We start from the raw sequence: 13362 nt of genomic DNA, 5'->3' as shown, positions 1-13362 counted from the left end.
CTTTACGGGCTGGTATCATCCAATGCCTTTGCTCACCTCGCTGATGCCAGCGATTGAGCAAGCCGAGAGAATAATACCCTTTATCAAACATGGTTAGTGAATGGTCAGGTGTATCATCTATGAGTTGTTCTGCAAGTTTCATTTCGTTGGTGCGATAGCCAGAAAAAGCGCTGTTAATCAGTTGATGGCTAGTTATTTCCATGTGACAAACCATACGGATTTGAGGATAAGTATACTCTCGTCTACCATTACTTTGAGTTTCAAATACTTGGTGGTTTTCTTCCGTATCTGCTGTCCGCCATACCACACCATCAACGGCTAAAAGATTCAGCCCAGCCCATGTCTCGAATTGATTGTTTTTATATCCATGTTGGGCCATTAATCGAAATACATTCTTAACCGCTTCAGAGCCAAGCCTTTGCCGTGCTTGAACCAAAGCACTTGGTGCAATGAGGGGCTTCTTATCAGGCAACATGATATCCATTTGAGTGGCAATATCCCACATCGATTTTTGCCGATAAAAACTCATTCCTATGATTGACCATAAAACAGTTTCGAGTGGTAAGCGGCGCTTTCTTATCGTGGCGACACCAGCTTGCTTGAACCCCTGTTGAATTAAATCTGGAGATAGCAACTCGGCATATTTTTCAAAAGTACTGAAGGTATTACATGAGTTAAAGGCAGTGGCGAGTTCACTTTCAAAGCGCATAAAAACAATCCGATATCAGACAATGACATCGGATTGTTGCATATCCATAGGATCGTTCAATTGATCCCACAAATTAAAACCTTAACTGATCGGCATTACTTAGAGGCAAGGCATTGATTGCAAAGAATGGTTGTTCTCGGCAACTGCGTCCTGCGTTGCTCTAATAACCTACATCCATGTAGGAGCCTTGTTAAAATCAATAACGCAGCATATAAGCCTTTAAAACTCGCCCTTTGGGAATGCATGGGCAACATGATAACTGCACAAAATAAGCTTAATGTAGAACAACTATATCTACACTTATTTCGTTTGTTCTAATGCCGCCCATGTCATTCTAAGCGGGTAATTCTTTATGCGGACTGGTATTAATCTCACAAAAAATCATTGCTCTATTTAGAACGGGCGAAAAAATTTCACATTTTTTTACTTTTTTTATTGAAAACGGTTTTGCAGCCCCCATTAAGTTTTCATCAACAGAAAATAGTAATTTATAGAATTTCGGAGATCCTAAAGATGGGCAAAATTATTGGTATTGACCTAGGGACAACTAACTCATGTGTTGCTGTTCTAGACGGTGACAAAGTTCGTGTAATTGAAAACGCAGAAGGCGATCGTACTACTCCTTCAATTGTTGCATACACTGCAGAAGGTGAAACATTAGTAGGTCAGCCAGCAAAACGTCAAGCGGTAACTAACCCGCAAAACACGTTGTTTGCGATTAAGCGTTTAATCGGTCGTCGTTTTGAAGACAAAGAAGTACAACGTGATATCGACATCATGCCATTTTCTATTGTTAAGGCTGATAACGGTGATGCTTGGGTTGAAGCGAAAGGCGAAAAAATGGCGCCACCACAAGTTTCTGCTGAAGTATTGAAGAAAATGAAGAAAACTGCTGAAGACTTCTTAGGTGAAGAAGTAACTGAAGCGGTAATTACTGTACCGGCATACTTTAACGACTCACAACGTCAAGCAACTAAAGATGCTGGCCGCATCGCTGGTTTAGATGTTAAGCGTATCATCAATGAGCCAACTGCTGCAGCACTTGCTTACGGCATGGACAAGCAACAAGGTGATAAAGTAGTTGCTGTATACGACTTAGGTGGTGGTACATTCGATATTTCAATTATTGAAATTGACGAAGTTGAAGGCGAGCATACGTTTGAAGTACTAGCTACTAACGGTGACACGCACTTAGGTGGTGAAGATTTCGATAACCGCTTAATTAACTACTTAGTTGAAGAGTTCAAGAAAGACCAAGGCATGGATTTAACAAAAGATCCATTAGCTATGCAACGTTTGAAAGAAGCGGCTGAAAAAGCGAAATGTGAGCTTTCTTCTGCACAACAAACAGATGTTAACTTACCATACATCACTGCTGATGCATCAGGTCCTAAGCACATGAACATCAAAGTTACACGTGCTAAGTTAGAGTCGCTTGTTGAAGACATGGTTAAAGCAACGCTTGAGCCACTTAAAACTGCATTAGCGGATGCTGATTTGTCTACTTCAGACATTACTGACGTTATCTTGGTTGGTGGTCAAACACGTATGCCATTGGTACAAAAAACAGTAACTGACTTCTTTGGTAAAGAACCACGTAAAGATGTTAACCCTGACGAAGCGGTAGCTTCTGGTGCTGCGGTACAAGCAGGTGTACTTGCTGGTGATGTTACAGATGTATTGCTACTTGACGTTACGCCATTATCTCTAGGTATTGAGACAATGGGTGGTGTAATGACAAAAGTTATCGACAAGAACACAACTATCCCTACTAAGCAATCACAAACATTCTCAACTGCTGAAGATAATCAAGCAGCAGTAACTGTTCATGTGTTGCAGGGTGAGCGTAAGCAAGCACAAGCTAACAAATCTCTTGGTCAATTTAACCTAGAAGGTATCGACCCAGCACCTCGTGGCATGCCACAAATCGAAGTTACTTTTGATATTGATGCTGACGGTATCTTACACGTGTCTGCAAAAGACAAGAACACAGGTAAAGAACAGAAGATAACTATTAAAGCTTCTTCTGGTTTATCAGATGATGAAGTAGAGCAAATGGTACGTGATGCAGAAGCAAATGCTGATGCAGATGCTAAGTTCGAAGAACTTGTACAGGCACGTAACCAAGCAGACGGACTTGTTCACGCTACTCGTAAGCAAGTAGAAGAAGCAGGTGATGATTTACCAGCTGAAGACAAAGAGAAAATTGAAGCAGCTGTTAGCGATCTTGAATCAGTTATCAAGAGCGATGACAAAGAAGCAATTGAAACTAAGTCACAAGCGGTGATCGAAGCGTCAGCTAAGTTAATGGAAATTGCTCAAGCTAAAGCGCAAGCTCAAGGTGGCGCGGCACCTGAAGGTGCAGCACAAGACGCTGGTTCTGCTCCTGCAGATGATGTTGTTGATGCTGAGTTTGAAGAGGTTAAAGACGACAAGTAGTTAACGAAGATACAAAGTGAGTAGTGCGATAAAGGCCTTGTTATTTTTATCGCACGGTTCAAACCACTTAGTATTACGACTGTGTCGAAGCCTTATATTAACAAAGCGTCGTTGATCGGCGCTTTGTTGTGTTCACCAACATAGTGAACGCTGTAAATTTGAATGTTGACTGATTACTTTTTGTATAGTTTTTTTTGAAATACACATACAAAGAAAACTACACAAATAGATATCAATTTAATTGAAGTAAAGAAAAAGATATGTCAAAACGCGATTATTATGAAGTACTAGGTGTCTCAAGAGACACTGGTGAGCGAGAAATTAAAAAAGCTTATAAACGTTTAGCGATGAAATATCACCCTGATCGTACAAAGGGAGATAAAGAAAAAGAAGAAACGTTTAAAGAGATCAAAGAAGCATACGAAGTACTGAGTGACGATCAAAAACGTGCCGCCTACGATCAATACGGCCATGCAGCTTTTGAACAAGGTGGCATGGGCGGTGGCGGCTTTGGCGGTGGCGCAGATTTCGGTGATATCTTTGGTGATGTTTTTGGTGACATCTTTGGTGGCGGTCGCGGCCGTGGTGGCCAATCACGCGCAAGAAGAGGCTCTGATCTACGCTACAACCTTGAAATGTCACTTGAAGATGCAGTGAAAGGTAAATCGGTAGAAATTAAAGTACCAACTTACGTAAGTTGTGATCCATGTAATGGCAGTGGCGCTAAAAAAGGTACTTCAGCTAGCACATGTTCTACATGTCATGGCCATGGGCAAGTGCAAATGCGTCAAGGCTTATTTGCGGTGCAGCAAACTTGTCCTACATGTGGCGGTAAAGGCAAGGTTATTACAGATCCTTGTAATTCATGTCATGGTCAAGGTCGTGTACAGAAAACTAAAACGTTAAACGCGAAAATACCGGCGGGCGTAGATACGGGTGACCGCATCAGATTGACTGGCGAAGGTGAAGCCGGTGAACACGGAGCTCCGGCAGGCGACTTATATGTTCAGGTAAGCGTGAGACAACATCCTATCTTTGAACGCGATGAAAATAACCTATATTGTGAGGTGCCAATTAGCTTCACTACCGCTGCGTTAGGTGGAGACATCGAAGTGCCGACGCTTGAAGGTAAAGTAAAGCTGAAAATCCCTAAAGAAACGCAAACTGGGAAAATGTTCAGATTACGTGGTAAAGGTGTGAAGTCGGTTAGAAGTGCATCTGTTGGTGATTTAATGTGTAAAGTGGTTATTGAAACACCTGTAAACCTGTCTAATGCACAAAAAGAATTACTTGAACAGTTGGAAACAGCTATCGAAGGTAAGAAGGCGCATCATCGTCCAAAGGAAACAGGGTTTTTTGATGGTGTGAAAAAGTTCTTTGATGACCTGAAAAGCTAATTCATAGCGACCAGTTCAATAACAAACCCTGCGAAATTCGCGGGGTTTTTTGTTTCTATTTACCTCAAATTAATTAGTGTTATTTGGTTGTGTCATAATTGAATTTCAAGTTCTAATCAGGTTTGGCTAATACTGTTGCCCTAGAGGTGGTATGAATTTTGAGCAGATATTGGTTGGTTGTCCCTACTCTCTTGCTTTTCTTTTTACGCTTTAATTACTCGTTTGCGAAAGTGACATGTAACTAATAGTGTTTCTTTACTTGCTATTATTATCATTTTTAAATATCCAACCTGAAATGGCGTACGACATCTTAAAGTATATTGGATAGGTGCATAAGAATAGTATTGAATATTTGAAAATATCGTATACAAGGTAATATTCAAATACTATTGATGTAGTTATTAAGCTGGCAAAAATTGAGAATACGGCTGTAAGCCTATATCTGTTATTCAATGTTTTTCCTTATTTCAAATTGTTGTTTACAAGTTTGTAACATTAAATATTGTAGATTATGAAGTTTTACAAAAGGAAATGTAATTAATGAAAAATCTATATTATCAACTTTGATTACCGTATCATTTGCTAGTTTTGCATTCAACGAAACAAGTAACATTGAATCGCCTGTTCAAATATTTTGTGAAAATACTTGTGATAAAAAACAAGTAGTTAAAACCTATCTTGATTGGTATCCAGACACCAAAAACACCCAAGTGTTTGATGTCTTTATGCAGGGCTATTTAGATGAAAGTTTTACACTTTCTAGTTTTAAGTTCAGGCATTTTCCTGAATTCTTAGCTGAACCAGAACCCTATTTTGATCACCCACTATCTTGTGAAAATGACCCGCACTATACATGTGAAGATTGGGCCTCCAATGAAATTGCACAATACTTGAATGGTATAACGTTAGAGTTCACAGTCACTCAAGAATTCATAGACGGTGTAGAAGGAGCATTAGCTGCATTAGATCTTGCCGCAAATACAGCTGTAGCTGTTGCGTTGGCTGTGCCAGCTATGAGAGTAAGTAGCCTAATTATGGCGAAATATACAAACCTTACAGCTGAACAGGTTGCAAGATTAGTTAATGGTGCCCTTGCATTTACTAGTGGCGCACTTACGCAAGAAGTTAAGAATTTTCTAAATACAAGAAGAAGTGATTTACAAGTTGGTGACACTATCAAGGTGAAGAATGGTAGTGTTATTCATACTTCAATTATTGATATACCAAGCGATGGTAGCAATGTGTCTGGCGACAATATTGGTGGCGATTCTGGGACAGGTACTGGCGGTGGTGGTGCTGGAAGTAACGGTAGTGGCTCTGGTTCTGGTTCTACTGGCTCTTCAGGAGGTTACAATAGTGGAGGAGAGCAAACACATTGCAGGCAATGGTACTACATCAATGGATCACCTATTTATTTTGAACTAGTAAAATGCTAGCCGCGATATAAGTCATGGAAAATGGCAGTAAGTAGTGATAGCTGCCATTTATGTTTTATAATTTATTTTACTCATAAAACGTGAATTGCAGCGGTTTGTAATGTCAATGAACCACGATCCAATTTTCTTCATACGAAAGGAATTGGACTTCACTTTCTACATTTTCTTAGACTGTCTAAGCTTGATATTAGCAGCGTTATCTAAAAAATGCCTGTTCCTACGCATGTTTGTCTCAAACTAGCGTTACGGCCACGTAGTTAACCAACATAATTTATAGGAAAACTCGTCCTGTGAAAGTTAACTATTTCTACCTCAAAACTCACGCTTTTTTATATCGAGATACAGGGCGAACTGTCCTATAATTTACAATCTATAATTTAATTTTTTTGAGAAGAATATGAAGTTTATTAGCTGTATTTTATTCTTTGTGAGTCTACTAGGATTCGCACATGCCGAAGAAAAAGAGCTTCCTCCCCTTGATCCTGAATATGTTGGTGTCCATGGTATGGTACTTGTGAGCCATAGCTCAAAAATTTATGCCTCGCACCTACCGCTGTATCATAAGCCTCATGACGTACAGTTGCTTTATAAAATAGAAACAAAAGATGTCGCGTTGGTACAGCTTGTAAGAGATGCTCAGCTTGTCACTATTAAGCCAGAAGAGTTCAACCTCCAAAGGCTAATGCGAGGCGAAAAGATGACCCTAACGGCTGACGTATACATAGGTCACTTTGAGAGGGATGGCATTGTTACCTATGAGAAAATGCCGTTGATTTTTGATGAGCTGTTATATGTAAGAAAATTAGACGATTTACAAGAGTCTAATCGACTGCATAAGTACGATGTTGTGTCTATCAACAAGAATGACAAGATTTACGTGCATCAAATTCAGCAAGCACCAAGCTATGATCAGTTATTATTTATCGACCAAACAGCGGGCTGTTTGCAAACAATTAATACATCTTCTGGTGTACCATCGCAAGATGAAACATTGCGTCGATTTTTAAATTGCGGCACGTTGAAACCCTTATATTATGAAACTCAGGATTTTGCTAAATAACCCGAAATACAATATATCGGAACAGTGTAATCGCTATTTATTTGCTTAACATAAAGCGCCTATGTGGGTCTTAGGCGCTTTTTATTGATTTGGTTATTAGTATTTCGTTCGCTAATCTTCTGGAAAGTTTGGCAATACGCCACTACGGCTGTGTTCAAAAATTAATGACGTTTCTACAGTCTGCACTTCATCTCTTGACGTGACTGCCTCAAATACAAATTTTCTCAAGTGCTCACTGTCTTTAACCGACATGTGGATGAAATAGTCATAACTTCCACCCATATGATATAAGCTAACTATTTCTGGTAGCTGTAGTAAATCGTCTCTTAACCGGTTAACGATTTCTTCCGAGTAGGGTTGCAGCCTAATGGCAGCGATAGCTTCAATATTTCCGCCAATATTCTGAAAATTAATATCAATATAAGCCCCTTTGATGATACCGTTTGATTTCATGCGTTTAACTCGCTCAAGGCAAGTTGAAGGCGCTATGCCAATATGGGTGGCCAATTCTTTGTTCGTAATATCGGCATTCTTAAACAGAATGGTCAATATTCGAAGGTCTATATCATCTAATTTTTTCATTCAATCCACGCGAGCAAGCAATAGCTGTCTTTTGTTCCTCTTTGATATTGCATACTACACTTATTATTAATCGAAAAACCAGACTAAGTTGGCTAATAATCAAATTTATGTCGAAAAAATAGATTTATATCGAATTTACAACAGTAATCTGGCGAAAACATTACAAAACTTAACACTAATAACATTGTGTATGTTATCGTACAGACATAATATGTCGAAAATGTCACGGATTTAAAGGAAGATTATGGCACTCAAATCAATTCAAGACTTTCTAAAACTGGAAGCGTCCAGCGGGATACTGTTAATGATAGCCGCGGTTGCAGCTATCATTGTCGCTAATTCCCCGCTATCTACGTATTATGATCTACTGCTTGACGTACCCGTTATGGTGGCGATTGGCTCGTTTGAAATTGCCAAGCCGTTGTTACTCTGGATCAATGATGGCTTAATGGCGCTGTTCTTTTTCCTTGTGGGGCTAGAGCTTAAACGCGAATTTTTGGAAGGTGATCTATCTAAACCTGGGCAAATTATGTTGCCCGCAGTTGGTGCTGTAGGTGGTATGTTAGTGCCAGCGTTAATATATGTGGCTTTCAATTACCAAAATCCGGAAGCAATCAGTGGGTGGGCGATTCCTACAGCGACGGATATCGCATTTGCACTTGGTATTTTGGCTATTATCGGTAGCAAAGTACCGCTGCAGCTGAAAGTATTCTTAACGTCTTTAGCGATTTTTGATGATTTAGGAGCGATTATTGTTATCGCGCTTTTCTACACCGACCAATTATCACTACTATCTCTGATTGTGTCGTTGTCTGTGCTGACAGTATTATTCATTATTAATCGCCGTGGCGTATCTGACACAGCACCTTATATTTTCTTTGGTATTGTCCTATGGATAGCTGTACTTAAATCTGGCGTACATGCGACTCTAGCGGGAGTTGCGCTAGCATTGTTTATTCCTATCAAAGGCAAAGAAGGGGAGCCGTCTCCATTAAAAAGCTTAGAGCATAACTTACACTCAATGGTGGCATTTATAATCTTGCCAATTTTTGCCTTTGCTAATGCAGGCATAAGCTTTGATGGCGTGGGAGTTTCTGAAATCGTATCACCTGTGCCGTTAGGGATAATTCTTGGCCTCATCGTTGGAAAGCAAATAGGGGTGTTTGGATTTTGTTTTGTTGCGATCAAGCTTGGACTTGCTAAGTTGCCGGAGAAAGTAAACTGGACATTATTGTACGGTGTGTCGATGCTTTGTGGCGTAGGTTTTACGATGAGTTTGTTTATCGGTTCTTTAGCATTCGAACAAAATGCCGCATCGCCACTGTTTCAAGATAGATTAGGCATCGTAGTCGGTTCAATAATATCTGGCCTATTAGGTTACTTTACTATTAAACATGCGCTTAAAAAACAACCTTAGTGTTCAAACCGACTTTGGGTGGAAAGGCTAAAGTTTAATACTCTTTTTACTCAAAAAGTTACTAAGAAAATGAAAGATGGCGATGATTTTATCGCCATCTTTGTATACAATACCGCGCAAAATTGTCTAAGTTGTTTTTCTAGATTAATTCCCATGAATCATCAAATCTCAGAATTGATACCCCTGTTTGATAGCACTTTTTACGAGACGCATAACACCCGACTAGTTTGTGGTGACGATGAGCCTGTATACTTGCCTGCGTGCCAACAATTTTCATTTCATCGAATTGTATTTGCGCATGGTTATTTTACTAGTGCGTTACATGAAATTGCCCATTGGTGTGTTGCAGGGGCTGCTCGTCGTCAGCTTGAGGATTATGGTTATTGGTATTTACCTGATGGACGTAATGAAGAGCAACAAAAAGCGTTTGAGAACGTCGAAGTTAAACCACAGGCAATAGAATGGGCATTCTGTGTAGCAAGTAATCACAAGTTTAATGTGTCGGCGGATAACTTGAATGGTCATCCTGCGGATACGGCAGCATTCAAGCTTAAAGTGTACAAGCAAGTGATCGACTTCTTAGAGAATGGCTTTCCCAAACGAGCACAACAATTTATTTCCGCACTCGCTGCACATTATCAGCAACCTATGCCATTGTCGGCCGAGCGATTTACGTTAGACAGAGAGTTATATGAAGAAGTTTAAACTTGGATTAATCATCAATCCTATAGCGGGGCTAGGTGGAAGTGTCGCTTTGAAGGGCAGTGACGGTGAGGGCATTGCTGATAAAGCTTTGGCATTGGGCGCCAAGGCGATGGCTAATCAAAGAGCATCACAAGCGTTGACGGTGCTTTTACCTTACCAAGCGCAAATTCAAATATATACAGTCAATGGTGAAATGGGCGAAAACGCCGCTCGTCAACTAGGGTTTGATACTCACCTCATCTATCAGACAGCGTCTGAAGTGACGGCATCATTGGATACAGAAAATGCTGTCGATGCGATGTTAGCTAATGCCGTTGATATTTTACTCTTTGCAGGTGGCGATGGGACGGCACGTAATGTTTGTCATGTTGTTGGTGATAGCTTTCCTGTACTAGGTATTCCAGCTGGATGTAAGATTCACTCAGGCGTTTATGCTGTTACGCCTAAGGCAGCGGGGCGTGTGGTTGAAAAAATGGTGACTAACCAACTGGTTACACTAACTGATGCCGACGTAATGGATATCGATGAATCATTGTTCAGAGAAGGGGTCGTGAAAGCGAAACGCTATGGCGAAATGCAAGTCCCTTGTGAGTTACGTTATGTTCAAGCGGTTAAATCTGGTGGCAAAGAATCTGATGAGCTGGTTTTACAAGATATTGCCGCCCACGTTATCAACCAAATGGAAGACGAGCTCTATATCGTTGGCTCTGGTTCCACAACGGCTTTCTTGATGGAGGAAATGGGGTTAGATAACACCTTGTTGGGGGTTGATCTTGTTCAGGATCACGCACTGATAGCGAGCGATGTCACAGAAAATGAACTGTGGTCGCATATACAACAAGCTGAATCAGTAAAGCTAGTGATTACACTGATCGGTGGTCAAGGCCACATTTTTGGACGTGGTAATCAACAGCTAAGTCCACGTGTGATACGCGCTGTTGGCGTAGACAATATTATTATCATTGCAACTAAAAACAAACTCTCTGCACTTAATGCCAGACCATTAATCGTTGATACGGGAGATAGCGAGCTTGATAGTGAATTAACAGGTTATATGAGCATTACTACAGGTTACAATGATCAGGTACTTTATCCTGTTGCCAGTCCTCAATAGTGAAAAATGAGAGAACAAAAATGAAGTTTAATAATTTAGCGCATTTATATGAATACTTGGATGATTTAGTTGCACAAGACGCCAGTGCAGATGACTTGTTTGCGAGCAGTTACTTACGTGGCTTTATTAGTTTGTCAGCGAGTCAGTTTGGTGATGAAACACAGCAGCTCACTAAATCACTGGCTGAGGATATCGCAGAAAAAGTACAAGACGCTCGTAGTGAGTTAACGCCTGCCGATCGAGTTATCGTAAATAACTATTGGCAAACACTCGCAGTTGCGTTTTGTCATTAATATTTAGGTAATCTTAGGGATATTCTAATTGACGCACACAAGTTAACGTTTGAGGGGAAATAATGATTACTCATCTACGTTAACTTTGCGCTTAATAATATCTCTTATTACAAACCTATTAGCGCTAACGTTAAACAACATGTGATTATCAATTGGATATGGGGTACCACAGATATCCGATATCAAGATATTGGCTAATAGTGGCGCGCTACATAGCCCTCTTGCCCCCAATCCTGACAATACGAAAAGGTTGGCAACGCTAGGGGAAATTTGCTGATAGCGCCAGTTCTTGTCTTTGGCAAGATGGGCATATTCCTTCAGATGTTCTGCAATATTCGGCATAGGGCCTACTACAGGCAAATGGTCAGGCGTCATGCAACGAATACGTGCGTTGCTATTAACAACGTCGTTCAGCGTCCAGTCTGTAATACCGGGCATAGTCTTGTTCAGTATTTCCAAATTATATTCATCATCAGCCTTGTTCGAAGTAATATCGGTTGTGTTTTTATTGAATGTAGCACCAATACAGTGAAGCTGGTTATGTGCAGGCGTAATATAGCCTTTGTGGCATATCACCGTTTTTAATTTCGCCATGTTGGCATTAGTCTGCATTTCTGATACCTGACCACGTACGGGACTAAAAGGCAGTTGATTGAAGTAGTTAAGTGGGAGCATTTCAGCCCCGCCAGCTAACACTAATGTACTTGCTTTTAGTTGTCCTTTGTTGGTCGACAAAAGCCATTTACCGTTTTCTTGCTGAAAAATTTCGTCTACGTTTACATTAAATTTGAGTTTGAGCAGTCTGGTTTTTTCGCATGCTTTCAAGATTGCGGTAACAAGCTCGGCTGGGGCTATCCAACCAGCTCTTGGCATATACAGGCCACCATCTGCTAGAGGCATGTTGGCGAGTTCGCTTGCTTGACTGTGGTCGACAGGATACACAAGGGATGATGGCCAATCAGTGTCGGTAAACTGTTGTTGTCGACTCTTTAATGCAGCACTGTGTGCAAGTTCTAGTAATCCTGTCCAGCCATGAGAAAACTCCAATCCTTGGGCAATCAGTGAGTGATAAAAATCGAGTGCAAATTCAAATGCTTGATGGTGAAACAAACTAATGCCATCTTTTACTTGATGCAGCAGAGGGTAAATAGCGCCAATCTTATTACTGGAAGCACCTTGCGCCAGCGCCTTATGGCGACTCAATATCGTAACTTTTATATCTTGTTGCACAAGAAAATAGGCTGCACACGCTGATGCTATGCCACCGCCAATAATAGTCACGTGTTGAGGCTTATTGTATAGCGGTCGAACTTTATATCCCTGGCCAAACTTGCCACTTTGTTGGAATTTGCCAATGAGAATTTCTTTCTTCTTTCCCCCATAGCCTTGCTTTTGCACTCTAAATCCCGCTGAAACAAGACCTCTACGCACAATGCCTGCAACAGTAAACGTGCTAACGGTAGCCAGTTGCTTTGATAACCGAGCCATTTGTTCGAAAAGCTTAGGTTGCCACATGTCAGGGTTTTTCGCTGGAGAAAAACCGTCAAGATACCATGCATCGACAAGACCTGAGCGCGGTACTGGCAATTGTTCAAATCCCGCGGTAGCGTCCCCAACTAAGATCGTCAGCCTTACTGCACCATTCAAGAACTGCATCGTCGTATTTTCGGTTAACGCATCAGGATAATTGCTGAGAAGTGACTCCGTCTCTTCCGTGAGTGAAGACAACGATGACAGCGATTGTTTAAGCTGTACTTTTGATAGCGGATATTTTTCTGTAGAAACAAAGTGTAGTTTTGGCAGTGCATGTTGAGTGCTAAGCTCGTGGAATACCGCCAGAGTTAACAGAAAATTAAGTCCTGTACCAAAGCCTGTTTCTGCAATGGTAAATTCATCTTTTGCATTTATTAATCGTTGGGAAATGTTATTGCCATTAACGAACACTTGCTCGCTTTGCAAAAAGCCCGACTCAGTATCGAAATAGATATCGTCAAATTCTTCCGAATAAGGAGAACCGTCGTCTTGAAAAATGATCTTGGCTTTGTTTGGCATGCGTGAAAAAATAAAATAAAGACTATACAAGGCCGCTATTTTACCTATACTGCCTAGCATTACCAATTTGGTTTTGAAAAATCAGTGTACAAGTGTACGCTGGACAGACCAGTATGTCGGGTAAAAGTCGGTATGATACGCTCGATTTTTAAATTTTT

The 13362-nt window shown here is 40.7% G+C and carries 11 protein-coding genes; 8 read left to right on the top strand and 3 right to left on the bottom strand.

Annotation, left to right across the window (positions count from 1 at the left end):
- Positions 1 to 709, bottom strand: a 709-nt coding sequence (locus ACSLUK_RS07725; RefSeq protein ID WP_448547639.1) for an IS4 family transposase, incomplete at its 3' end; no start/stop codon positions are given.
- A gap of 513 nt (positions 710 to 1222) precedes the next feature.
- Between ACSLUK_RS07725 and dnaK the strand changes: the two genes are divergently transcribed.
- The 4 genes from dnaK (at position 1223) to ACSLUK_RS07705 (ending at position 7041) form a co-directional block, all read left to right on the top strand.
- Positions 1223 to 3148 carry a molecular chaperone DnaK gene (gene dnaK / locus ACSLUK_RS07720; protein ID WP_448547960.1) on the top strand — a complete coding sequence of 642 codons (1926 nt, stop codon included), beginning with the start codon at positions 1223 to 1225 and terminating at the stop codon, positions 3146 to 3148.
- 260 nt (positions 3149 to 3408) lie between these two features.
- Positions 3409 to 4545: a molecular chaperone DnaJ gene (gene dnaJ / locus ACSLUK_RS07715; protein ID WP_448547959.1), complete on the top strand. Its 1137-nt coding sequence runs from the start codon at positions 3409 to 3411 to the stop codon at positions 4543 to 4545.
- 563 nt (positions 4546 to 5108) lie between these two features.
- Positions 5109 to 5981 (top strand): hypothetical protein, encoded by an 873-nt coding sequence (locus tag ACSLUK_RS07710; protein ID WP_448547958.1) that lies wholly within the window; start codon positions 5109 to 5111, stop codon positions 5979 to 5981.
- Between the two features lie 397 nt (positions 5982 to 6378).
- Positions 6379 to 7041 carry a hypothetical protein gene (locus ACSLUK_RS07705; protein ID WP_448547957.1) on the top strand — a complete coding sequence of 221 codons (663 nt, stop codon included), beginning with the start codon at positions 6379 to 6381 and terminating at the stop codon, positions 7039 to 7041.
- 111 nt (positions 7042 to 7152) lie between these two features.
- Here ACSLUK_RS07705 and ACSLUK_RS07700 read toward each other — a convergent pair whose 3' ends face one another.
- Positions 7153 to 7623, bottom strand: coding sequence for an Lrp/AsnC family transcriptional regulator (locus ACSLUK_RS07700; RefSeq protein ID WP_448547956.1), 471 nt, complete (start codon positions 7621 to 7623; stop codon positions 7153 to 7155).
- 244 nt (positions 7624 to 7867) lie between these two features.
- On the opposite strand from ACSLUK_RS07700, the gene nhaA reads away from it, so the two are divergent.
- From nhaA to ACSLUK_RS07680, 4 genes are all read left to right on the top strand, one after another.
- Positions 7868 to 9040 (top strand): Na+/H+ antiporter NhaA, encoded by a 1173-nt coding sequence (gene nhaA / locus ACSLUK_RS07695; RefSeq protein WP_448547955.1) that lies wholly within the window; start codon positions 7868 to 7870, stop codon positions 9038 to 9040.
- 153 nt (positions 9041 to 9193) lie between these two features.
- The gene (locus ACSLUK_RS07690) at positions 9194 to 9745 is read left to right on the top strand and encodes an elongation factor P hydroxylase (protein WP_448547954.1); all 552 of its coding nucleotides are present in this window, start codon (positions 9194 to 9196) and stop codon (positions 9743 to 9745) included.
- Positions 9732 to 10859 (top strand): ATP-NAD kinase family protein, encoded by a 1128-nt coding sequence (locus ACSLUK_RS07685; protein WP_448547953.1) that lies wholly within the window; start codon positions 9732 to 9734, stop codon positions 10857 to 10859. Before ACSLUK_RS07690 ends, ACSLUK_RS07685 begins: the two co-directional genes overlap by 14 nt.
- 20 nt (positions 10860 to 10879) lie before the next feature.
- Complete coding sequence (locus ACSLUK_RS07680; RefSeq protein WP_448547952.1) at positions 10880 to 11152, top strand: YfcL family protein; 273 nt, start codon at positions 10880 to 10882, stop codon at positions 11150 to 11152.
- 66 nt (positions 11153 to 11218) lie between these two features.
- Here ACSLUK_RS07680 and mnmC read toward each other — a convergent pair whose 3' ends face one another.
- Complete coding sequence (gene mnmC / locus ACSLUK_RS07675) at positions 11219 to 13264, bottom strand: bifunctional tRNA (5-methylaminomethyl-2-thiouridine)(34)-methyltransferase MnmC2/FAD-dependent 5-carboxymethylaminomethyl-2-thiouridine(34) oxidoreductase MnmC1 (protein WP_448547951.1); 2046 nt, start codon at positions 13262 to 13264, stop codon at positions 11219 to 11221.
- Positions 13265 to 13362: the final 98 nt, after the last annotated feature.

It is taken from the genome of Thalassotalea fusca, from assembly GCF_053485835.1.
Note: the sequence above shows the minus strand (reverse complement) of the source record. Positions and strands in the feature narration are given on the sequence as shown.

Coding starts and splice junctions, on each gene's coding strand:
- dnaK (WP_448547960.1), top strand. CDS start 1,223: ATGGGCAAAATTATTGGTATTGACCTAGGGACAACTAACTCATGTGTT.
- dnaJ (WP_448547959.1), top strand. CDS start 3,409: ATGTCAAAACGCGATTATTATGAAGTACTAGGTGTCTCAAGAGACACT.
- ACSLUK_RS07705 (WP_448547957.1), top strand. CDS start 6,379: ATGAAGTTTATTAGCTGTATTTTATTCTTTGTGAGTCTACTAGGATTC.
- ACSLUK_RS07700 (WP_448547956.1), bottom strand. CDS start 7,623: ATGAAAAAATTAGATGATATAGACCTTCGAATATTGACCATTCTGTTT.
- nhaA (WP_448547955.1), top strand. CDS start 7,868: ATGGCACTCAAATCAATTCAAGACTTTCTAAAACTGGAAGCGTCCAGC.
- ACSLUK_RS07690 (WP_448547954.1), top strand. CDS start 9,194: ATGAATCATCAAATCTCAGAATTGATACCCCTGTTTGATAGCACTTTT.
- ACSLUK_RS07685 (WP_448547953.1), top strand. CDS start 9,732: ATGAAGAAGTTTAAACTTGGATTAATCATCAATCCTATAGCGGGGCTA.
- ACSLUK_RS07680 (WP_448547952.1), top strand. CDS start 10,880: ATGAAGTTTAATAATTTAGCGCATTTATATGAATACTTGGATGATTTA.
- mnmC (WP_448547951.1), bottom strand. CDS start 13,264: ATGCTAGGCAGTATAGGTAAAATAGCGGCCTTGTATAGTCTTTATTTT.